This window comes from Hephaestia caeni, from assembly GCF_003550065.1.
GTDB classification, from domain to species: domain Bacteria; phylum Pseudomonadota; class Alphaproteobacteria; order Sphingomonadales; family Sphingomonadaceae; genus Sphingomonas; species Sphingomonas caeni_A.
In genome coordinates, this window is sequence record NZ_QXDC01000002.1 from 1342419 (window position 1) to 1362748 (window position 20330).

The 20330-nt window shown below is 66.1% G+C and carries 25 protein-coding genes; 20 read left to right on the forward strand and 5 right to left on the reverse strand.

What is annotated here, in order from left to right; translation table 11 throughout:
* The first annotated feature begins 6 nt into the window (after positions 1-6).
* Genes DFR49_RS06270 through DFR49_RS06285 form a run of 4 tightly spaced genes read left to right on the forward strand, consistent with a single transcriptional unit; the run spans position 7 to position 2991 of the window.
* Positions 7-987, forward strand: coding sequence for an ArdC family protein (locus DFR49_RS06270; RefSeq protein WP_119034795.1), 981 nt, complete (start codon positions 7-9; stop codon positions 985-987).
* Positions 984-1385, forward strand: coding sequence for a DUF2958 domain-containing protein (locus tag DFR49_RS06275; RefSeq protein ID WP_119034796.1), 402 nt, complete (start codon positions 984-986; stop codon positions 1383-1385). The genes DFR49_RS06270 and DFR49_RS06275 overlap by 4 nt, the downstream gene beginning before the upstream one ends.
* Positions 1385-2617: a hypothetical protein gene (locus tag DFR49_RS06280; protein ID WP_119034797.1), complete on the forward strand. Its 1233-nt coding sequence runs from the start codon at positions 1385-1387 to the stop codon at positions 2615-2617. The genes DFR49_RS06275 and DFR49_RS06280 overlap by 1 nt, the downstream gene beginning before the upstream one ends.
* The gene (locus DFR49_RS06285; RefSeq protein WP_119034798.1) at positions 2614-2991 is read left to right on the forward strand and encodes a hypothetical protein; all 378 of its coding nucleotides are present in this window, start codon (positions 2614-2616) and stop codon (positions 2989-2991) included. Before DFR49_RS06280 ends, DFR49_RS06285 begins: the two co-directional genes overlap by 4 nt.
* A gap of 8 nt (positions 2992-2999) precedes the next feature.
* Here the strand turns inward: DFR49_RS06285 and DFR49_RS06290 are convergent, their stop codons facing one another.
* From DFR49_RS06290 to DFR49_RS06305, 4 genes are all read right to left on the reverse strand, one after another.
* The gene (locus DFR49_RS06290) at positions 3000-3314 is read right to left on the reverse strand and encodes a type II toxin-antitoxin system RelE/ParE family toxin (protein WP_119034799.1); all 315 of its coding nucleotides are present in this window, start codon (positions 3312-3314) and stop codon (positions 3000-3002) included.
* A 2-nt stretch (positions 3315-3316) separates the two neighbouring features.
* Positions 3317-3562, reverse strand: a complete 246-nt coding sequence (locus DFR49_RS06295; protein WP_119035303.1) for a ribbon-helix-helix domain-containing protein — start codon at positions 3560-3562, stop codon at positions 3317-3319.
* Between the two features lie 88 nt (positions 3563-3650).
* On the reverse strand, positions 3651-3869 hold the full coding sequence (locus DFR49_RS06300; RefSeq protein WP_245968262.1) for a hydrogenase maturation nickel metallochaperone HypA: 219 nt from the start codon (positions 3867-3869) through the stop codon (positions 3651-3653).
* A gap of 32 nt (positions 3870-3901) precedes the next feature.
* Positions 3902-4090: a DUF6771 family protein gene (locus tag DFR49_RS06305; protein WP_245968263.1), complete on the reverse strand. Its 189-nt coding sequence runs from the start codon at positions 4088-4090 to the stop codon at positions 3902-3904.
* A gap of 192 nt (positions 4091-4282) precedes the next feature.
* Between DFR49_RS06305 and DFR49_RS06310 the strand changes: the two genes are divergently transcribed.
* The 14 genes from DFR49_RS06310 (at position 4283) to DFR49_RS06375 (ending at position 18732) form a co-directional block, all read left to right on the forward strand.
* Complete coding sequence (locus DFR49_RS06310; RefSeq protein WP_119034801.1) at positions 4283-6421, forward strand: ParB/RepB/Spo0J family partition protein; 2139 nt, start codon at positions 4283-4285, stop codon at positions 6419-6421.
* 62 nt (positions 6422-6483) lie between these two features.
* Positions 6484-6678, forward strand: coding sequence for a hypothetical protein (locus DFR49_RS06315; protein ID WP_119035305.1), 195 nt, complete (start codon positions 6484-6486; stop codon positions 6676-6678).
* An 84-nt stretch (positions 6679-6762) separates the two neighbouring features.
* Positions 6763-7227 (forward strand): DUF6878 family protein, encoded by a 465-nt coding sequence (locus DFR49_RS06320; protein WP_119034802.1) that lies wholly within the window; start codon positions 6763-6765, stop codon positions 7225-7227.
* A gap of 10 nt (positions 7228-7237) precedes the next feature.
* Positions 7238-7624, forward strand: a complete 387-nt coding sequence (locus DFR49_RS06325; protein ID WP_119034803.1) for a DUF6915 family protein — start codon at positions 7238-7240, stop codon at positions 7622-7624.
* Complete coding sequence (locus DFR49_RS06330) at positions 7621-7842, forward strand: hypothetical protein (RefSeq protein WP_119034804.1); 222 nt, start codon at positions 7621-7623, stop codon at positions 7840-7842. The genes DFR49_RS06325 and DFR49_RS06330 overlap by 4 nt, the downstream gene beginning before the upstream one ends.
* An 82-nt stretch (positions 7843-7924) precedes the next feature.
* Positions 7925-8671 carry a hypothetical protein gene (locus tag DFR49_RS06335; RefSeq protein WP_119034805.1) on the forward strand — a complete coding sequence of 249 codons (747 nt, stop codon included), beginning with the start codon at positions 7925-7927 and terminating at the stop codon, positions 8669-8671.
* A gap of 71 nt (positions 8672-8742) precedes the next feature.
* On the forward strand, positions 8743-9219 hold the full coding sequence (locus tag DFR49_RS06340) for a hypothetical protein (protein ID WP_119034806.1): 477 nt from the start codon (positions 8743-8745) through the stop codon (positions 9217-9219).
* On the forward strand, positions 9216-9554 hold the full coding sequence (locus tag DFR49_RS06345; protein ID WP_119034807.1) for a hypothetical protein: 339 nt from the start codon (positions 9216-9218) through the stop codon (positions 9552-9554). Before DFR49_RS06340 ends, DFR49_RS06345 begins: the two co-directional genes overlap by 4 nt.
* 184 nt (positions 9555-9738) lie before the next feature.
* The gene (locus tag DFR49_RS06350) at positions 9739-14085 is read left to right on the forward strand and encodes a strawberry notch-like NTP hydrolase domain-containing protein (RefSeq protein ID WP_119034808.1); all 4347 of its coding nucleotides are present in this window, start codon (positions 9739-9741) and stop codon (positions 14083-14085) included.
* 11 nt (positions 14086-14096) lie between these two features.
* Positions 14097-15191, forward strand: coding sequence for a DUF7146 domain-containing protein (locus tag DFR49_RS06355; protein ID WP_119034809.1), 1095 nt, complete (start codon positions 14097-14099; stop codon positions 15189-15191).
* Between the two features lie 275 nt (positions 15192-15466).
* Complete coding sequence (locus tag DFR49_RS06360) at positions 15467-16405, forward strand: DUF2493 domain-containing protein (RefSeq protein WP_119034810.1); 939 nt, start codon at positions 15467-15469, stop codon at positions 16403-16405.
* Between the two features lie 69 nt (positions 16406-16474).
* Positions 16475-17413, forward strand: a complete 939-nt coding sequence (locus DFR49_RS06365) for a HEPN domain-containing protein (RefSeq protein WP_119034811.1) — start codon at positions 16475-16477, stop codon at positions 17411-17413.
* Between the two features lie 621 nt (positions 17414-18034).
* The gene (locus DFR49_RS06370) at positions 18035-18355 is read left to right on the forward strand and encodes a DUF736 domain-containing protein (RefSeq protein ID WP_119034812.1); all 321 of its coding nucleotides are present in this window, start codon (positions 18035-18037) and stop codon (positions 18353-18355) included.
* A 68-nt stretch (positions 18356-18423) separates the two neighbouring features.
* Positions 18424-18732, forward strand: coding sequence for a hypothetical protein (locus DFR49_RS06375; protein WP_147373658.1), 309 nt, complete (start codon positions 18424-18426; stop codon positions 18730-18732).
* 49 nt (positions 18733-18781) lie between these two features.
* Here the strand turns inward: DFR49_RS06375 and DFR49_RS06380 are convergent, their stop codons facing one another.
* The gene (locus tag DFR49_RS06380; RefSeq protein ID WP_119034814.1) at positions 18782-19057 is read right to left on the reverse strand and encodes an HU family DNA-binding protein; all 276 of its coding nucleotides are present in this window, start codon (positions 19055-19057) and stop codon (positions 18782-18784) included.
* A gap of 408 nt (positions 19058-19465) precedes the next feature.
* Between DFR49_RS06380 and DFR49_RS21900 the strand changes: the two genes are divergently transcribed.
* Together DFR49_RS21900 and DFR49_RS06385 are read left to right on the forward strand one after the other, a co-directional pair.
* Positions 19466-19630, forward strand: a complete 165-nt coding sequence (locus tag DFR49_RS21900) for a hypothetical protein (RefSeq protein ID WP_170150943.1) — start codon at positions 19466-19468, stop codon at positions 19628-19630.
* 135 nt (positions 19631-19765) lie between these two features.
* Complete coding sequence (locus DFR49_RS06385; RefSeq protein WP_119034815.1) at positions 19766-20221, forward strand: hypothetical protein; 456 nt, start codon at positions 19766-19768, stop codon at positions 20219-20221.
* Positions 20222-20330: the final 109 nt, after the last annotated feature.

Genomic DNA, 20330 nt, shown 5'->3' on the forward strand with positions numbered 1-20330 from the left:
AGCACAATGGCACATGCACGCGCCAATCGCCCGGCCGGCGACCGGGCGAACCTCTACCAGCAGATCACCGACCGGATCATCGCCGAACTCGAAGCCGGACGCGTCCCGTGGGTCCAACCGTGGGGCACCGCCAAAGCCGCGATCGGCCTTCCGCACAATGCCGTCAGCGATCGACGCTACAGCGGCATCAACATCCTCACGCTCTGGGATGCCATGGTGTCGCGCGGCTTTGCGAGCCACGCCTTCCTGACCTTCCGGCAGGCGGTTGCGCTCGGCGGCTCGGTGCGCAAGGGCGAGCGCGGCATCGGCGTGCTCTACACCCGGCGCTTCGTTCCGCGCGAGGAGCGCCGACGCGCGGATCTCGAAGGCCGCGAGCCGAGCGGCGGCATTCCCTTCCTCAAATGGTTCACCGTCTTCTCGGTCGAGCAATGCGACGGGTTGCCGGCGCATATCGGCGAACCGCCGCCGCCGATCCCGGACGGTCTGATCTTCCCGCAAGCCGACGCACTCATCAGCGCGACCAAGGCGGACTTCCGCATCGGCGGTCCCTCGGCCTTCTATTCGCCCACGCACGATTATGTGCAGGTGCCGCGCCCCGACGATTTCCACGATCCGGTGAACTGGCACCGCACGGCGTTTCACGAACTCGGTCATTGGGCGGGCGGTGCCTCGCGGCTTAACCGCGACCAGACCGGCGCGTTCGGCTCCGTTTCCTACGGCAAGGAGGAACTTGTCGCCGAAATGGCCGGCGCATTCGTCTGCGCCGCGCTCGGTATTACGCCCACGGTGCGGCACGCGGATTATCTCGGTTCCTGGCTGGAGATCATCCGCGAGGACAATCGCGCGATCCTGCGCGCCGCGAGCGCCGCATCGAAGGCGGCCGACTATCTGCTCGCCTTCCGGCCGCAGGCGATCGCCGCCAATGACGACGATCCCGACCATGACCCCGACGGTGCCGTGGCGATCGAGGGGAGGATCGCGGCATGATCCTCGTCACTCCCGAAATTCGCGAGGCGCTGCGCTCCAACGATCGTGCCCGCCGCTCGGCGCTGGCGAAGGGCCAGCGCGAGCCCGACCCGGTGCCCGTGGTCCGCTTCTTCAACCCGGTCGGAGCCGCTACCTGGCTCGCCACCGAGATCGATGAGAACGGGATCATGTTCGGACTCGCCGACCTCGGGTTCGGCTCGCCCGAGCTGGGCAGCTTCGCGCTCGAGGAGATGGAGTCGATCCGGCTTCCGTTCGGGCTTGGCATCGAGCGCGACATCCTGTTCGAGGGCGCCTTTCCCTTATCGGTCTATGCCGAAGCCGCGCGCCGCGCCGGCTCGCTCGTCCTCGCCGAACGTCACCTCCGCAAGGCAGCCGCCAGCTTGAAGGGAGGCCGGTGATGCGCTTCGCCAAATGGCCCAGGCCCGCCGCTTATGTCGAAACCTCGCGCAAGCGTGCCGCCTTCGTCACCAGGCAGCGCCGCGAGCGGGAGGCGCTGCCGCTGTTCGCCGACATGATCGCCGCCGGCCAGCATAGCGTCGAGGAAGAAATGGCGCGCCGCGCGCGATGGTGGCCCGAGCGGCAGCAACGGCTTCGCGACGAGCGCGCCGCGGTGTGGCGGCGTGCGCGAACCGATTTGTTCGCCTTCGCTGAACCCCGCCGCCGCGCGATCCGGCGCGCGTGGCGCGACTGCCCCTACCCCGCCGATCCCTATGGCTTCGCCGACTTCCTCCACCAGATCCGCGTCGGCAGGCTCGATCCCGATCGTCCGCCCTGGCGGTTTCACGCGCCGGTGCGTCCACGGACCACGCCGGATCCGCGATGTTTCAGTGATGCGTTCAAACGCGTCGGCCAGCGGATGATCGAGCCCGAACCCGGGATGCCCGCGGTCGAGGCGCCGCACTATGTCGGCAATCTCGGCAACGGCATCCTGTTCCTCGACGCCGTGCCGTCCGCTGCGCCGATCGACCCGGTGACGATCCGTGTTCGCGGGGTCTGCACCGACGCCGATATCGCGCTGATCGGCCGTCTTGCCACCGAAGCGGAGAAGCGCGTGGTGAAGGTCGTGCGCGTCGATGTGCCGCAGACGCGCGCGGCCGGTTTCTCGCATCGGTTGCTCATTCTCCCCTGTTCGGCGACCAAGCGACACGACCCCGGCTGGATGCCGGCATGGGAGCGTTATGACGGGCCGCTCTGGCAAACGTGGCGCGCGGTCGATCCGGAACGACGGCTGGCGCGGGTCGGCGTCCTCTCGGCGCGCTACGGGTTCCGCACCGCCGACAGCCCGATCGAGGATTATGATGCGCGGCTGACCCCCGACCTCGCCGAGCGGATGATCGCCGGCGGCATGACGACGCGATGGCCGCGGCCGCCTTCGCCGAACAAACCCGACAATTACGGCTCGCATCCGGGCTGCGAGATCGCCTCGCTCGCTTATCATGGCACCCGCCCCTTCACCGATATCGCGCTGGTCGGCGGCGGGCTCTACCTCAAGGTGATGCGCGCCTTCCTCGACGGCTTTCGCGAGATGCGCTGCATCACTCCTGACGCCGAGATCACCGAGATCAACGCGGGGATCGGCGTGATGCGTCAGCGCCTGCGCGCGTGGCTCGAACAAGGGCGCGGGCGATGACCGGGCCGTTTCCATCGGGCCATAATGGCGGGCCGCCGCTCGACGAGGACGAGGGGCCGCCGGTGCCGCGTTATTGCAAATATTGCCGGCATTGGTCGCCGCCGTCCGACGTGGAGGTTCAAGCGTATGAGTGGTTCCGGCTCGGCCTGTCGCGTCGGCGGGTGAAGCGGCCGAGCGGCACCTGCGATCGCGTGCTGATGCAGCCGGACAAGCCGCTAGCCTTTGCGGCCACGGTCGACACGTTCGGCTGCCTCAATTTCTCCGCCAAGCCGCCGCCGCCGGTTCAGCGCGGGCGCGGATTCGTCACGGTCTATGAGGGTGATCGCATCGTCTGGCAGGGGCATGAGGAGGACGTGCCCGAGGAGTATCGATGATGCCCCGGTCAGGCCTCGTCATCCTCGCGAAAGCGAGTCAGTTGGTGCATGCGCTCATGCAGGATCGTGACGATGCCGACCGCGCCATCCGCCAGCTTTCGCCAATAGATATAATGTCGCTCGTAACGGCAATAAAAGCCATTGATCCCGAATTCGGCCGGGATCGCGCGCGAGACGATGTCGTGGCGTGCGATCCGCTCGAAACAGCCGAACAGCCCGTGGATATAGGCGTCGGCCTGATCTTGTCCCCAGGTATCTCGGGTATAAACGAATATCTCGTCGAGCCGCTGGCTGGCGGTTGGGGAAACCCGGAATGCCAACACGGTCAGGGCCGGCTGTTGCGCGCGATCACGCTTTGGGCATCGAGTGCGGCATAATTGCTCTCGGGCTCGGCGAACGCCTGGGTCAGTTCCGCCTTCAGCCGCTCAAACATCTCTCCGTCGCTGCGTTTCTTGTCGCGACGTATCAGGTCGCGGACATATTCGCTGACATTCTCATAGGCGCCATCGTCACCGACATGCGCCGCGACGAAATCGCTCAGCACACCGCTGATCCGGACATTCAACGTCATCGGCTTGTTCACGGCCCATCACCTTTCTGTCCTTATATTATGGAATATTGTTGACATGACAAGGCGTGTTGGCGGCGCCGGCATACCCTCAGGCGTCACCGCCAGCTTCATCGATCAGCTTCTGGACGGCGCCGATCGGCGTGTCGTCGATCGGACGGATCGTAACGCCGCAGCCGGGACAATCGACGGTCCGCTCGAGGCGTAGCGTGCGATACCGGATGCTGAATTCGCGGCCGCATCGCGGGCATTCCGCCTGTGCGAGGATGTCGTCGAGATCGTCGCCCATATCGGCCTGATAGCAGATCACGCCACGCCTGACGATGCGGTACGACCAGCTCGCTACAGCGGCAGCCTGAGCTGGTTGATATCGGGCACGGCCTCCCGTCGCAGCTCCTCGATGATCGTCGCCGCCAGCGTATCCGCCGCGCGCTCGCGCAGCCGCGCGTCGGGCATCGTCAGCCCGACCCGCGCCCATCCCGGGGCGGCCAGCAGGATGGCCGACAGTTCCTTTTGCTCGATTCGTTCCATGCCTCCTTGAGAACAAAGATCGAACATTATGGCAAGCCAGTTCGTGCGCGAAAGCCGCTTCCATGCGACGAACCGCACCGCGCCGCGCGGACCGCCCCGGGGGCGGCCCGCCAGAGGGAAAGGAGGGCCGGGGCTTCATGACGGGCTTGGAGCCGGGAGAGAGTCTCGCGGCGGCCCGTCTGGAGAACAACGATGGCCAAAGCGCCCCAGAAGATCGTCCTCAGCGGCTCGCGGGACATTCCCTTCGACCGGCTGGTCCTGTCCCAATCCAACGTCCGGCGGGTGAAAGCCGGCGTCTCGATCGGCGAGCTGGCGGACGATATCGTCCGCCGCACGCTGCTCCAGAGTCTCAACGTCCGGCCCATTCTCGATGACGAGGGTCAGGAAACCGACCGGTTCGAGGTGCCGGCTGGCGGGCGGCGGTTCCGCGCGCTCGAATTGCTGGTCAAGCAGAAGCGTCTGGCGAAAAACGCACCGATCCCCTGCGTCGTCAAAGCCGCCAATGATGATGTTTCGGCCGAGGAGGACAGCTTCGCTGAGAACACGTTCCGCGAGCAGCTTCACCCGCTCGACCAGTTCCGTGCGATGCAGACGATGATCGACAAGGGTGAAGGCGTCGAGTCGATCGCCGCGCACTTCCTCGTCACGCCGGCGGTGGTCAACCAGCGGCTGCGGCTGGCCAAGGTGTCGCCGAAGCTCCACGACATCTATGCCGACGACGGCATGACGCTCGAACAGCTCATGGCCTTCTCCGTTTCGGACGACCATGAACGCCAGGAGCAGGTGTGGGAACTGCTCGCCCACAGCTACAACAAATCGGCGCAGTTCATCCGCGACAAGCTCACCGAAGGCGCCGTGCGCGTCGCCGACAAGCGCGTCCGCTTTGTCGGCATCGAGGCCTATCTCGCCGCCGGCGGCCATGAGGCGATGCGCGATCTATTCCAGCCCGACGATGGCGGCTGGCTGACCGATCCGGCGCTGCTCGACCGCCTCGTCACCGAAAAGCTCCAGGCCGAAGGCGAGACAATCGGCGCGGAAGGCTGGAAATGGGTTGCGACCGCCGCCGACATGCCCTGGGGCGTCACCAACGGCATGCGCGAACTCGAAGGCGTCGAGACGCCGATGTCGTCCGAAGACGAGAAGAGGCTCACCGAGCTTCAGGACGAAGCCGACGCGATCGAGGCCGAATGGGCCGACGCGCCTGATTTCCCCGACGAGGTCAATGCCCGGCTGATCGCGCTCGACGAGGAAATCGGTGCGCTGGTCGAACGGCCGATGACCTTCGCTCCGGAAGACATGGCCCGTGCCGGCGTGTTCGTCTCGATCGATTCGGATGGCTCGCTGTCCATCGACCGCGGCTATGTGCGCGCCGAGGACGAGCCGGTCGTTCAGGCCGACGAGCAGCAGGACGCCGATGCCGCGCCCGACCAGCGCGCCGAACCGGACGACCAGGAGGCTGGCTCGGCGACCACGGTCGTTCCGCTCGGCAAGTCGTCCGACGAGGAGGATGACGCCGACGAGGAAGTCGTCAAGCCGCTCAGCGATCGGCTGGTGGCGGAACTGACGGCGTGGCGGACGCTCGCGCTTCAGGACGTCTTCGCCCAGAGTCCCACGACTGCGTTCGCCGCCGTGCTGCACGCCTTCGTGCTCGCGAGCTTCTATTACGCGTCGAGCGAATCCTGCCTCCAGATCTCGCTCACCAAGCCGTCGTTCGGCTTCTCCCAGACGGGCCTGCGCGACAGCGCCCCGGCGAAGGCGATTGCTGAGCGTCACAAGCGTTGGGCCAACCGCCTGCCCGATTCCGAGAAGGAATTGTGGGACGCGCTGCTCCAGCTCGATGCCGCCGAGCAAGCCGCACTGTTCGCACATTGCGCTTCGCTGACGGTCAACGCCCAGCAGGAGATTGTCGGCAAATACGGCACCGGGCGGGTCTCGCATCACATGATCGAGCGGCGCATCGCGCATAGCGACATCCTCGCGCGGGCGGTCGGACTCGATCTGGTCGGCGCGGGCTGGCGGCCGACGGTCGCGGGCTATTTCTCCTCGATCACCAAGCCGCGCATCCTCACGGACGTGGCCGAGGCGAAGGGCGCGCGGTTCGCGGAGATGATCGACCATCTCAAGAAGCCCGATATGGCGCGCGAGGCCGAACGCCTGCTCGAAGACGCCGGCTGGCTTCCCGAACCGATGCGCACGCTGGACATTGCCGATGCCTTCTCGGCGGACGCGGTCGAGCGGGAGGAACCTGCCCCTCTCCCGGCCTTCCTCGACGACGAAGCCACGCCCGAGGCCGGCAACGACGACGGCGAGACCATCGCCACCGCGGCGTGACGTTCTGGCGGGGCGGCTTCGGTCGCCCCGCCCTTCCCTTTCCCACTATCAGGAGATTGATCGTGAATGCTTCCCAAATTCCGTTCGCCAAGGCCGACGAGCTGGCGCCGCTGCTCCTTGCTACCCTTCAGCGCCTCGGCGAGCTTGGTCGCGAAGGCGCCCTCGCGCTGGCCCGTATCGTCGACGATGGCGATGCTGATTTCGATGAAGCGGCCGAGTGGATCGCCACGATCGCCGATGGCGGCCTGCGAGAATGACGCGACGCCGGCACCGACATTTCACCTCATCAACTCGACGAGCCCGGCCATCGCGCCGGGCTTTCCTGTTTCTGGAGATCAGCAATGACCAAGAACCATTCGCCCCTCGATCTGGCCGAGACGATGCGCAAATACCGGACTTGGGAGGCCGCCGCGGCAGAGCTTGTTCCCGAAAACCGGCAGCGCCTGTTCGCCTTCCTCGGCTTGGCCCCTGTCACGCGCGTCATCGTCACCTTCGACGGTGAAGGCGACAGCGGCCAGATCGAGGACATCCAGCCCTATAACGGTGAAGCCCAGGTCGATCTCCCCAAGGGCAAGATCGCCTTCTTCGATCTGCCTTATGGTAAGACCCGGCCGAAACAGCGCAAGTTCAGCGCCTGCCAGGCGTTGGAATACCTTGCTTACGATCTCCTCCGGCAAAAGCACTCGGGCTGGGAGAATTCGGACGGCGCCTATGGCGAGTTCACCTTCGATGTGACCGCCGGCACGATCACGCTCGATTACAACGAGCGGTTCATGTCGTCGGAACATTATCAATACAGCTTGTGAGGAGGTGGCGATGGGACATTGCTACCATCACGCGCTGTCCTCGGTCCGCAAATGGGGCGGGGCACCGGAGGATTATCTGCCGCTCCATCAGTGGTTCGATGAGCCGTCGAAGCTGATCACCGCGGATTTCCGGCATCGCGCACTGCGTCATCATGCCGAGGGCATCTTCATGCTCGAACGCTTTTTCGGCCCCATCATTACCATCGCCTCGGGGCGCGCGGTGCCGGTCCGGCTGATCGGCGAACAGCATGTCCGCGAGGATCTCGGCTACATCCCGGGTTTCGCCGACTGGGTCCGTTGCATCCGGCCCGAGCCGTGGATGGGCCGCGCGCAGCCGATCCATCGCGACGTCGATCCGTTCGCGGCGTCTCCTCACATCGGAAGGAAGCCCGCATGAAGATTCAGGCCATCCTCGAATTCGACCTGGTGGATTGGGACGGTATCCCGGTCGACGATCGTGAATTGTTCGATCTCGCGGCCCGGGACACCGACCACGCCATCCGCACGCGTCTGATGGGCGCGGGCTTCCTCGGCACCGATGCCATCATCCGCACCTGGACGTTGCGGGTTTCGGTCCGCGACGAACCGCCCGGCGAGCCTGATCCGCCTGACTAGCGGCGATCTTCCGACCCTCTTTTCAACCCTGCGAAACCCGGCCGTCGCGCCGGGTTTTCGCTTCTTTATCGAAGGACATGACATGGCTGACTATTTCTTCCCGACCGTCGTCTGGCCGACCATTCCGGTCGACGCGATCACACCGCTCGAAATGATGCTCCTCACCCAGATCTACGAGAACGAGCCCGATGGCGATGCGATCTATTTTTTCGCCAGCGAGGGGACCAACGACTGCCTGTGGTTCAACGCCGCCGAGCTTCGCGAGGTTCTGGCAGGCGAGACGGTCACCCCCGGCGGCGTCGCCGAGCTGGTTCGGGACAAGCTCGCCGCGCTCGGAGCCGATGAGGAGGAAATCGAACTCGATCTGGCGGATCAGGGCGACGATCGGATCTTCCAGGCGATCATCCGGCGCTGCGACCAACTCGATCACGTGACCATCACCTCCGCCTGGACGTGCAGCAAGATGCGGCCCGACGGCTTCGGCGGTGGCGTGACGATGGTGACCGCCGACCACATCCTCTCCTCCACGACGCATCAGATGGAAGCCGAGTTGCTCGATCGCGCCGAATATGGCGAACTCGGCTGCGCCCCCGGCCACGGCAGCCATGTGCTGCTCCGTCTGGATGAAGCCGAGGTCCGCCGCGCGATCACCGCGATCGCGAAAGCCGATCTTCCCGCCGGCGCCGATGCGTCCGGCGTCACCGATGAGGATATCCGGGCCGCCTGCCTCCAAACGGTCGAAGCAACCGACCTCGCCGTGCAGCACGGATCGATCGCCGCCGTTGCCGCCCGCGCCGCGATCGCGATCGCCCGACGCCGCAACGCCTGAACCTTCTCATCTTCCATCCCGCAAAGCCCGGCCGTCCACGCCGGGCTTTTGCGTTTCAAGGAACCCGAAACATGCTTGCTCAAGAACTCTACGACACCGCGCCGCTCGGCAGCCTGGTCCGCTTCTCCAACGGTGAGCCCCGTCCGCCGGAGCGTTTCACCCGCAAATTGCGCGCCTGGAACAACCACAATGGCGTCGGCCGACTGGTCGAACGCTCTCCCGGCTTCGTAACCAACACGTATCGTTCGTCTGCCACCTTCTACCTTCATCTCGGCAACTTCGGCAGTGAGGGCACGATCGTGCTGGTCGTGCGGCGCGGCTATTGCGTCGATTCCTCGCTCCAGTTCGAGCTGGTCGAGACGCCAAAGCCCGGCATGGTGCGGATCCTGACGCCGATCGGCAATCATGAAGAACTGCAATTCCTCGCCAGGGACACGACCGACGCCGAAAACTGGTTGGCGACGCATCGCTTCCCCAACGCCCGGACCGAGATCGTCGGCGATCCGGATCCGGTCGTGCTGCCCTCGATCACCGGGAGGGCGGCATGACCGTGATCCCCTTTCCCACGACACCAGCCGACCAGACGGCACGGGCTTTTCACGTCCATGCCTATGTCGTGATCCGGATCAAGGTCGCCGTCGAGGCCGACGGTCATCGCCGCGCGATGCGCGAGGCCGACGAATTGGTGTTTGGCAACGATCTCGCCGTCGAGCTGTTGCCCGCTTCGCGTGCCGTCCTTGACGCCGACTATGCCGAGCAGGTCATCGGCTATCTGGTCGACGAAGTCGGCGACGACACCTTCGCGCATTCGGCGAGCTACGGCCCGGATCACCAACCCGATCCCGCGCCGGCGGCATGGCGAGAGGCCGGAACCTCCGACTGACGCTCGCTTGCGGACTGGACCCTGGCACGCGAGCCATTTTACCCCCGCCCGTGCCGGTTCGCCGGCGCGGGCATTTTTTTGTCAGGCGGTCGAGAGGAAGAGGAGCGGCCGGAAAGGGCGAGCCCCGCAGGACCAGAGGGAGAGCGTCCCCGGGCTGGCAAACCCACCCTCCCGGAGACCTTCCATGACTCGCACCCTCTCCGACGCGGCGCCCGATGTCGCGCCCGCCGCCGCTTCCACCTTTGCCGACCGCGCTGCGGCAATCCTTCTCGCCGCCATTCGGCTGCTGCCCATGCTCGAAGCCGGCCGTCCGATCGACGCGGCCGCATTGCGCGCCGCCATGTCGGACGCCTTCAACGCCACCGATGCCGAGGGCGCATGGGACTGGAAGACCGCCTATGAGGCCTGCGAGGCCGCGGCGATCCTGTTCCTGCGAACCTATGGCCGCACTATTCTGGCGCGGGCGCCCACCAGTTCGCTCGCGCTGATCGAGCGGATCGCCGGCTTGCTTCCCACCCACACCCGTCGATCGGAAACGAGCCAGGCGTTCCAGCAATTCTCGACCCCGCCCGGCCTTGCCTATGTCGCGGCGGTCGCCGGTGCGATCGGTCCGAACGATCGCGTGCTCGAACCGTCCGCCGGGACAGGCCTGCTCGCAATCCATGCCGAACTGGGGCGGGCCGATCTCGCGCTCAATGAGCTGGCCGAGGTGCGCGCCGAGCTGCTCGGCCGCCTGTTCCCCGGCGTCGCGGTGTCGCGCCATGATGCCGCTTCGATCGACGATCGGCTGTCGCCGGCGATCCGCCCGACCGTCATGCTGATGAACCCGCCCTTCTCGGCGATGGCCGACGTCGATCGCGCCATGAAGGACACCGCGCTGCGGCATATCGCGTCGGCGCTTGCCCGGCTCGAACCGGGCGGGCGGCTGGTGGCGATCACCGGCGCCAATTGCGCGCCGGCCGCGCCGGCATGGCACAGCGCCTTCGCCCGTCTTCAGGAACAGGGTCGGGTCCAGTTCACGGCCGCGATCGACGGCAGCGTCTATGCTAGGCACGGAACGTCGATCGCCACGCGGCTCACCGTGATCGACAAGATCCCGGCCGACGATCCCGATCACTTCCCGGAAAGCGCGGGCAAGGCACCGGATACCGCGACGCTGCTTGCATGGGTGCTGGAACAGGTGCCGCCGCGCTCGCCGATCACGCCCGCGCCGGTCGCGGCATTGCCGATCAGCGCGTCGGCGACGTCGGTCCGCGCAAAGCCTCCGACCACGATGGCCGCGGCAGCGCCGGCCGTCCCTGAGCCCGAAGGGGTCGAACTCGCTTATGAAACTCGGGACTGGACGCCCCCCGAGGGACGCCTCGGCGACAGCATCTACGAGCCCTATGCGCTCCAGTCGCTCGCGATTCCCGGCGCCCTCCCACACCCTTCACCATTGGTTCAATCCGCAGCGATGGCGTCGGTCGCGCCACCCAAGCCCTCCTACCGCCCGCATCTTCCACCGTCGCTGGTCACGCTCGGTATCCTGTCCGACGCCCAGCTCGAATCGGTGATCTATGCCGGCGAAGCCCATGCCGGGCACATGTCGGGCGCGTGGACGGTCGATGAGACATGGGAGATCGTCTCCGCCGCGGCCGATGACGCCGCGGGCGCGGTCCGGTTTCGTCGCGGCTGGTTCCTCGGCGACGGCACCGGCGCCGGCAAGGGCCGGCAGGTGGCCGGCATCATCCTCGACAACTGGCTCAAAGGCCGTCGCAAGGCGGTCTGGATCAGCAAGTCGGACAAGCTGCTCGAAGACGCGCAGCGCGACTGGTCGGCGCTCGGCCAGGAGCGGTTGCTGGTGACGCCGCTATCGCGGTTTCGCCAGGGCACCGACATCCGGCTCGAGGAAGGCGTGCTGTTCACCACCTATGCGACGCTGCGCTCGCAGGAGCGCGGCGGCAAGAAGTCGCGCGTCGAACAGATGGTTGATTGGCTCGGCCGCGACTTTGATGGCGTCCTCGTGTTCGACGAAGCGCACGCCATGGCCAATGCGGTTGGCGGCAAGGGCGAGCGTGGCGACGTGGCACCTTCGCAGCAGGGCCGCGCCGGGCTTCGTCTCCAGCACGCGCTGCCCGATGCGCGGATCGTCTATGTCTCCGCGACCGGCGCCACCACCGTCCAGAACCTCGCCTACGCCCAACGGCTCGGTCTGTGGGGCGGCGAGGATTTCCCGTTCGAGACGCGCGCGGCGTTCGTCACCGCGATCGAGAATGGCGGGGTCGCGGCGATGGAAGTACTGGCACGCGATCTCAAGGCGCTCGGGCTCTATACCGCGCGGTCGCTGTCGTTCGACGGCGTCGAATATGAGGTGCTCGAACACGCGCTGACGCCCGAACAGGTGCGCATCTACGACAGTTATGCGGGCGCCTTCCAGATCATCCACAACAATCTCGATGCCGCGATGCAGGCGTCCTGCATCACCAGCGCAAGCCACGGCACGCTCAACGCCCAGGCCAAATCCGCCGCGCGCTCGGCGTTCGAGCAGACCAAGCAGCGCTTCTTCAATCACCTCATCACCGCGATGCAGACGCCGAGCGTGATCGCCAGCATCGAGCGCGATCTCGTCGCGGGCGAGGCGGCGGTCATCCAGATCGTCTCGACCGGCGAAGCGCTGCAGGAACGACGTCTCGCCGACATTCCGACCGACGAATGGGACGACGTCTCGATCGATATCACCCCGCGCGAATATGTGCTGGACTATCTTGAGCACAGCTTCCCGGTCCAGTTGTTCGAGCCGTTCACCGACAAGGAGGGCAAGCTCGCGTCCCGGCCGGCGCGCGACGACGACGGCAATCCGGTGATCAGTCGCGAGGCGGTCCGACGCCGCGAAGCGATGATCGAGCGGCTGGCCGCTTTGCCGCCGGTGCCCGGCGCGCTCGACCAGATCATCCAGCATTTCGGGACCGACAAGGCCGCCGAGGTGACCGGCCGGTCGCGGCGCATCGTGCCCAAGCGCAATGACGACGGCACGATCCGCTTCGCAGTCGAGAACCGTCCGGCATCGGCAAGCCTTGCCGAGACGCAGGCGTTCATGGACGACGTGAAGCCGATCCTGATCTTCTCCGAGGCGGGTGGTACCGGCCGAAGCTATCACGCCGACCTTGCGTGCCGGAACCAGCGCCTGCGCAATCATTACGGGCTGGAATTCGGGTTCAAGGCGGACAGCGCGATCCAGGGCTTCGGACGCGATCACCGCACCAACCAGAAGCAGCCGCCGCGCTATCGGCCGGTGACGACCAACGTGAAGGGGCAGAAGCGCTTCATCTCGACCATCGCGCGCCGGCTCGATTCGCTCGGCGCGATCACGCGCGGGCAGCGGCAGGCCGGCAGCCAGAACATGTTCCGACCCGAGGACAATCTCGAATCCGCTTATGCGCGCGACGCGCTCAACCAGCTCTATCGGCTGATCGCGCGCGGCGCGGTCGCGGGCTGTTCGCTGGATGATTTCGAGGCGGCGACCGGTCTGTCCCTCCTCACCAGCGAAGGCGGCATGCGCGAGAAATTGCCCGGCATCAGCACCTTCCTCAACCGCATGCTGGCGCTCACCATCGCCATGCAGGATCTGCTGTTCGGCGTGTTCGAAGGTCTGCTCAGCGCCCGCATCGAAGGCGCCATCGCCAGCGGCACATTCGAACTCGGGCTGGAAACGCTTCAGGCGGCGAGCTTCCGTGTCATCGATCGCGCGCCGATCTACAGCCATCCCGGCACCGGCGCGCAGACGGCATTGCTCACCATCGAACGCAAGGAACGGCTCGTCCCGCTGTCGCTCGATGAGGCGCTGGCGCTGGTCGACGATCGCGGCGCGGCGATGCTGGTCAATGCCCAGACCGGCCGCGCCGCGCTCCGGCGCCGGGCGCGCAGCGTGACCGACGATGATGGCGCGGTCCATCCGCGCGTGCGACTGGTATGGCCGTTGACCGACGCGGTCATGCGCGCCGAGCCGCTCGCGGCAAGCGCGTGGCAGCCCGCCGATCGCGCGGCATTCAGCGCGGCATGGGCGGCTGAACTGGTCGATCTTCCCGCGTTCGAGACGTCGACGCTGCATATCGTGTCGGGTCTGCTGCTGCCGATCTGGAAGCGGCTGCCGCAAGAGTCGACGCGGGTCTATCGGCTCCAGACCGACGACGGCGAGCGGATCATCGGCCGCCGGGTGTCGCCCGCCTGGGCCGCGACGGTCGCCAATGACAACAAGCCGGTGCAGCTCTCGGGCGACGAGGCGCTCGCGATGCTGCTCGCAGGCGACACCGTCCTGCTTCTCGCCAACGGTCAGGCGTTGAAGCGCGCGCGCGCGATGGGCGACTGGCGGATCGAGCTGACCGGGTTCAACGATCTCGGCGTCGAGCGGCTCAAGGCGATGGGCTTGATCTCCGAGATCGTCTCGTGGAAGCTGCGCCTCTACGTGCCGACAGGGGCTGTCGGCGCCGACGTGCTGGGGCGGCTGCTCGAACGCTATCCGATCGAGCGGGTCTCAGCGCGCAAGGCCGCCTGAGGAGCCCCGTGATGCACACCCCTGCCAGCCAGATGGCCGCCGCTCTTGCCGACCAGGCCGAGGCGGTCTGTCGCCGCTATCTGTCCAATGGCCGCAAGGAAGGCCGCTACTGGCTGGTCGGCGACGTCCACAATGCAGCGGGGCGAAGCCTCTACGTTCGGCTTGTCGCCTCACCCGACGGGCGGGGGCTCGCCGGCAAATGGACCGACGCCCAGAATGGCGATCACGGCGACCTGCTCGATATCATCGCCGCCTCCTGTGGGCATCGGGCCTTGCGCGACACGCTCGACGAGGCGCGGCGGTTCCTGAGCCTGCCGCAGCCCCCGCCGAGCGTCACGCCCCCGCCACGGCGCAGCAAGGCGCCGACCGGGACGCCGGAAGCGGCGCGACGGTTGTTCGCCGCGTCACAGCCGATCGCCGGCACGATTGCCGCGGTCCACCTTGCTTCACGCGGCATCACCGACCTCACCGGCTGCGATGCGCTGCGCTTTCATCCACGCTGCTGGTATCGGCCCTCCGTCGACGATGACCCCGACGTCCGCAAAGCATGGCCGGCGATGATCGCGGCGGTGACCGATCTCGACGGCACCGTCACCGGCGTCCACCGCACCTGGCTCACCCGCGACGGCGCGGCCAAGGCGCCGATCGCCTATCCCCGCCGCGCCATGGGGCACCTGCTCGGCAACGGCGTGCGGTTCGGCGCGAGCGGTCCCGTCATGCTTGCCGCGGAAGGCATCGAGACATTGCTGTCGCTGCGCCAGGTCATGCCGACGCTTCCGGCGATCGCCGGCCTCTCCGCCGCCCATCTCGCCGCCATCCTGTTCCCGGCCGGTCTGCGCCGCCTCTATGTCGCGCGTGACGACGATCCCGCCGGCGCCACCGCCTTCACGACCCTGGTCCAGCGCGCATTGCCGGTCGGGATCGAGGTCATGCCGCTCGACCCGCGTCTCGACGATTTTAATGGCGATCTCGTCAGTTTCGGGCGTCGGCGCATCGTGGAAAGCGTGTCCGCCCAGCTCTGGCCCGAAGATGCGGCGCAGTTCCTCGAGGCCGACAATGGACCCGGGCGCTCGCCCCGGATCGGCCGGCAGCGCCAATCGCCATGACAGTGCCCAGGAGAGGCCGTGCCTTCGGCCTTCGATAGAGGGCGACTGCGGCAAGCGGCTCGCGGCAGCAATCGCTCGGCTGCGGCTATTTTCCGCCGGGGCGCGGGCTGAAGCCTCACGCCCCTTTGCATCGCGAAGCAAAATAGCCTTGGCCGCGCCATCCTCCGCTGGCGCTCCGGCCGCACCCCTTCGGGGACGCGGTGCAGCCGCGAGCCGCCCGCCGCCGGTCGTCGCCACGAAGGCCGCGACAGGCGCGGCTCATCCGGAGACTTCCCATGGCGATCGATCTCGACCAGCCCGAACAGGACGAACCCCAGCCCGGTTCCACCGCTTACGTCCTCCAGGAGATGCAGCTCTACAGCTATCGTCCCTTCGAGGACGAACCCGACGGCCGCCCGCTTCCCGACACCCGCCTGATGGGAGGCGCGATCGCCGACATCTTCGACGCGATGGTGGCCTGCCTGATCGACACGCGGATCGAACCCGACCTCGAAGACCTTGCATGGAATATCGTCAACGTCTTCCAGCGCGCCGGCGAGAGGATCGAGCGCGGGCTGGACGACAATGAACGCGCGCAAAAGCGATTGCAGAAGCAGCAGGATGGCAGCGAGGTGAAGTCGGTCGAGCTGGAGCGCAAGATCGCCGAAGGCATCACCATGATCGAGCGCCGCGACACGATGGAAACCTTCCGCGACATGGGCGCCGAACAGTTCGAAAAATATCTGCGCAAACCGTGGATGCCGTGGTCGGGAGCGATGGTGAACCACAAGGCGCTGACCTCGGCGGTGCTCGACAGCCGCAAGCAGATCGACAAGCGCGCCTATCAGGACGCTCGCGTCCTCAACCCCGATGGTCCCCGCTTCGTCCTCAGCGCCGGCCCGAACTTCGAGGACCACGCCCTCATCTGCGGCACCCTCGACAAATTGCTGGCGCAATTTCCCGACATGGTGCTGGTGCATGGCAAGACGCCGACCGGCGGCGAGCACATTGCCGCGTGCTGGGCGCGCAATCGTGACGTGCCGCAGGATCCGCGCAAGCCCGACTGGGACAGGCATGGCAACGCGGCGCCGTTCAAACGGAACGACGTCATGCTCCAGATCATGCCCAAAGGCGTCATCGTCTTCCCCGGCTCGGGCATCCAGGCCAATCTTGCCGACAAAGCGCGCAAGCTCGGCATCAAGGTCTGGGACTTTAGCGAGCGTCGCGCGCCCTGATCGCCCGGCCACGCCTCGCGTCGGCTTTCCACCGTGCATCCCTCCTCATCTGTTGCTAGGCTGTTCTCAATGCGGACCGATCTCGATCACCTCCCTGCCCAGAAGCGCCGCGAACTCGAGCGGATCGTCCAGATCATCTTCGAGGAGTTCACGGATGCGCTGGCACTGGCGAAGCACAAATGGAAGAAGCAGGGACGGATCGAGAAGATCGTCCTCTATGGCAGCTATGCGCGCGGCGGCTGGGTCGATGAGCCGCACACCGCCAAAGGCTACCAGTCCGACTACGACCTGCTGATCATCGTAAACGACAAGCGCCTGACCGATCGGGTCGATTACTGGCTCAAATTGGAGGAGCGGCTCAACCGCGAGCTGGCGATCACAAAGACGCTGCGCACGCCGGTCAATTTCATCGTCCACACGCTTCAGGAGGTGAACGACGGGCTCGCGCACGGCCGCTATTTCTTCATGGACGTGAAGCGCGACGGCATCGCAATTTACCAGACGCTGCCGACAGAGCTGCATGAGCCCAAGCCCAAGACGCCGCCCAAGGCACTGGAGATGGCGCGGGAGTATTTCGAGGAATGGTTTCCAAACTCGATGAAGCGCTTCGAGGGCGCCAACTTTCTGATCGGGAAAGGTTATTCAAAGCAGGCCGCATTCGATCTGCACCAAACTGCTGAAGGTCTCTATCACTGCATTCTTCTGGTGAAGACCTTCTACACCCCGCACGTTCACAATATCGGCTTCCTGCGCACGCAGGCGGAGCGCCTCGATCGTCGGCTGGTCGATGCCTGGCCGCGCGAGAACCGCTTCGAGCAGCGCACCTGGGAGAAGCTCAAGGACGCCTACGTCAAAGCCCGATATTCTAAACACTATCGGATATCCGACGCCGAACTCCAGTGGCTGACCCAACGGATCGAGGAACTTGGCCGCGCTGTCCACGAGATCTGTTCGGAACGAATCACCGAGCTGGAGGCCAAAGTGAACGCGGCACGGAAGGGCCACTGAATGCCCGCATGATTCCAATGCCCGTCATCGGGCTCGATCTTGATGACCCGACATTCCCCGGTCTCCAGCATATGGATGACGCTGGTGCTGCTGATCCAGTTGCGGCCTGGCCGATCTGCATAGGCGGCCCCCGATGCGAGTGCTCCCAGCAACGCCGCGCCGGCGAGCTATTTCACGCGCTCCTTCTTCGATTGCGCTTGCCGCGATAGGGTCGCGACGTCCGATCTGCCCGAACCGGCGCGCGGCACGCCGTTCGGATCAACGGCCGCGGTGCCGGGACACCATCATCCGATGCCCGGATCATGCCATTCACCGCCTGCGGCCGGCGCGTGTCTCTCTCCTTCATGGCACCGATCCACCGTCACGACGCCGCGCATCGGGTGGCGTTGACCACCGATAATCCAGCCTCCGTCAGATCACCGGCCGGGCACGATAGCCGGATCAGCTCCCAGGTTGCCCGTGATCAATCCCCTCCTTGCCGCCTGACTGCGGGGCGCGAATCCCTATGCCGTCAACCCCGTTCGGGGTTCGCCCTGCGCTGCGCTTCGGTGACGGCGGGCCACGGCCCCTCCGATGGGCGACACCGGGGAATGGTCCCTGGGCAACCCAAGGAGATTTGACATGGCTATCGTTGCGACCCTCACCGTGAAGCCGGACGGCACGATGGACGGCAATCTGACCACCCTCAACGTCACGGCGCCGATCACGATCATCCGCAATGCGCGCAAGATGAAGGACAACGACCCCGACTGGCGCGTCCTCAGCCGGAAGAACGGCTTCGAACTCGGGGCGGGCTGGGATCGCTCGTCCCAGAGCACCGGCGTCGAATACACCTCGCTCTCGCTGTCGGCGCCGGAGTTCGGGACGATCTACGCCAATATCGCCAACGCGCCCGGCGACGACCCGACGAAGAAGGTCGCGATCTGGAATCCGCCGGCCTGACGCGCCGATCTCGGCCCCATCGCAAGATGGGGCCGCCTTCTTGTCACCTCTTGCTGAAAGGCAACGACATGAGCCGTCACCCCGTCATCGTCCGCTCGGCCGATCGCACCGACGACAATGCCATCATCGGCTTCGATCCCCCGATGCGGACCTATTTCCTCCAGGCGTTCGAGGATCCGGCGACCGAACAGCCGCGCCTCTGGCTCGGCACGCGCTTCGACCAATATCCCGATCTCGCCTCGCTCATTGCCGCTGCCGGCGAACAGGGCTTCGATATCGAGACGCTCGACGACGAAATCCTTGTCGACATGGCGCGCGAAGCAGCACAACCGCGCGGCCGCTCGCTGATGGAGCGCCTCGGCTGGCCGCTCTCCTGATGCGCCAGAACTGCCGGGGCGGCTGGACGGCCGCCCCGACAGCCATGCTTCAGCCGTTCAGCCGGTCCTTCACCGCTTTCGCAGGCGCGAAGGTCAACTTATTCGACGCCGCGATCTTGATCGTTTCGCCGGTCGCCGGGTTACGCCCGTCGCGCGCCTCGGTGCGCTTCACCTTGAACTTGCCGAACCCCGACAGCGCGATCTCGTCGCCCTTGGTCGCGGCGGCGGCGATCGCGGCGAACATGTCGTCGACATATTTGCGGGCATCGGCCTTGGTGATGCCGTTGGACGCGGCGAGCGCCTCGGCGAGATCGTTATTGTTCACGCAATCTTGCTCCTGTTCAGTGACCCCCGCACCCTGAAACCTGCTCGGCCCCACACGCGGGGGGTGTTGCCATATCAGCCTCCTCTGCCTTGTCACGCCTGCATCCCCGTCAGGCGCGGGCCACGGGCGGCAAGCGGGCGCAATGGAGCTTCATCACCACTCCGAATCCGTCGGGGCATCCGGCAGCGCAGAGCGGCAAAACTGCACCGGTCGGATGAACCGGACCATCCGCGTCGCAAGCGCTGTTCCCCTGACGGAAGCCTGACCTCGGCCAATCAACCCGTAAAGGGTCCGCTACGCGAGGCGTGCGGCCGCGCCCCGAGGGGCGCGGTGATTGCGGCCAGCCTTCCGCCCTGGGGGCGCCTGCCGAGCGGGAATGGTCCCGCTCCACCGACAGGAGCCGTTCCCATGCCGCTCACCACCGCCCAGAAGCTCGCCTGGAATCTCGCGCGCACGTTGATGAAGGTCATTGTCCTGGTCCGGACCGACGACGGCTATTCCGTGATGCCGTGGGACGAGTTCGACGGCAACGATGCGCAGGTCGTGCGCGAATATGACCCCTTTCCCGGTTGATCGGCGCGTCAATCCGCTTTCCCGATCGAGAAGAATCCGGTTTCGCTCGATCGCCCGCGGCGCTATCCTGCCAGGACATAGCGCTGTGGAGGAGGTGGCAGGCGCGTCCAACTTTTCGTCAGAGAAGGACGCTCTATGACCATCATTCTCATCCTCGGCGTCTTCGCCGGTCTTTACATGCTGTGGCTGGTGTTCAGCCTCGCGATCTATGCGCTCCCGTTCTGGGCCGGTGTGACGACTGCCTTCTTCATGCACAACCACGGCCAGGGCCTGATCGCCTCGATCCTCGGCGGCTTCGGGGTCGCCATACTCGTGCTCGCAGGCGGTCAGGTGCTGTTCTCGACGGTGCGCTCGCCGCTCGCGCGCCTCGGCCTCGCGCTCCTTTACGCCGTCCCGGCCGGGATTGCCGGCTACCACGCCGTTTACGGCATCGGCAGCATGGCGATCGGCGCCGGAGCTATAGTGACGATCCTGAGCTGGATCGGGGCCTTTGTCATCGCAGCCGCCGCGTGGCGGCGGCTCACCACGCTGGACGTCGCGACATCACCGACCCAGCCGACAGCGACACCGTCGGTCACCACCTCGATCTAGCATAACCGGGATTCGGTCGGATTTCGCCGCCGCGGGTTCCGACCGTGTGGCGCGTGGCGAAAACCTGCTCAGGATATCCGCGTGTTTCGCCGGCGACCGTCCTCGGGTT